Annotated in this window: 1 protein-coding gene; it reads left to right on the forward strand. The window is 71.2% G+C overall.

Features of this window, described 5'->3' with window-relative positions:
* Positions 1 to 302 precede the first annotated feature (302 nt).
* The coding region (locus MTAB308_RS00020; RefSeq protein WP_425436156.1) for a DUF7159 family protein at positions 303 to 1262 on the forward strand (960 nt) is incomplete at its 3' end.

Below are 1262 nucleotides of genomic sequence, written 5' to 3' on the forward strand. Positions count from 1 at the left end.
ACGCGGGAGCCGTCGGCCCCGCCGCCGGCTCCCGCGTCGGCCGCCCCGAATCCGGGGCCGAACTCGGCGCCCCCTCAGCAGTGGCCGCCGTCGCCGCCCAGGGACGACGATCACGACGACCATTGGGCCTGGCTCCGCCGCCACCTGGGGCACGGAATCCTGGGTCCTTAGCCCCGCCGCCGGCCCACGGAACCGCGTAAAATCGTGCGTCTAGGGGAATACAGGGTGGGGATTGTCGGCGTGCCACGGTAACTGAAACCGGCCCCGACCTCACTGGCTGGCAAACGAACGATGGAGGAGCTTTGGACACCGTACTTGGCGTGTCGATGGCGCCGACGGCCGTCCGGATGGTGCTGGTCGAAGGTGAGAATGGCGACGGCGCCACCGTCGACGAGGACAATTTCGATGTGGTCACCGACGACGACGCGGCTACCGTCACCGCAGCCGACCAGGTCGTCTCCGCGATCCTGGGCACCCGCGAGGGCGCGTCGGAGGGCGGCTACCAGCTCGCGTCGACGGGCGTAACGTTCACCGACCCCGTCGAGGCAGCGGCGCTGCGCGATGCGCTGGCCGCCCACAAGGTCGAGAATGTGATGTTGGTCTCGGCGTTTCTGGCCGCGGCCGCGCTGGCCCAAACGGTGGGCAACCAAACGAACTACGCGCGCACGGCGCTGCTGTACATCGAGCCCGACACCGCGACCCTTGCCGTCGTCGACAGCGCCGACGGGTCGGTCACCGACGTCTATCGACAGCCACTGCCCGCTGACGACGATGCGGCGGTGACGCAGCTGGCCTCGATGGTCTCCGGCGCCGAGGCGCTGGAGAACCGGCCCGACGCCGTGTTCGTCGTCGGTTCCGGGATCGACATCCCCATGATCAAGCCGGCCCTGGAGGCGGCGACCACCCTGCCGCTGACGGCGCCTGAGGAGCCCGATACGGCGTTGGCCCGGGGCGCGGCGCTGGCCTCGGCGAACGCCCCGCTGTTCGCGTCCTCCACCGCCGCGCTGGCCTACGCCCAGGACCCGGGCACCGGCGCCATCAACCCGTTCGCGGTGGCCCCCGGCTACTTCGAGACCCCGGCCACCGCCGACGCGGACGCGCTGGCTTACAGCGCCGTTGCCGACGACTTCGACGAGGCCTATACCGGCGAGCACGCCACCCAGCTGGTCGGCGCCGGCTATCGCGAGCGCAGGTCCTTCAGGCTGGTCGGCAGCGCGCGGGCCGCACACCGGCGGTCGGCCGAATGGCGATCGCCAGCGAGA

It is taken from the genome of Mycobacterium terramassiliense (assembly GCF_900157385.1).
Lineage (GTDB): Bacteria > Actinomycetota > Actinomycetes > Mycobacteriales > Mycobacteriaceae > Mycobacterium > Mycobacterium terramassiliense.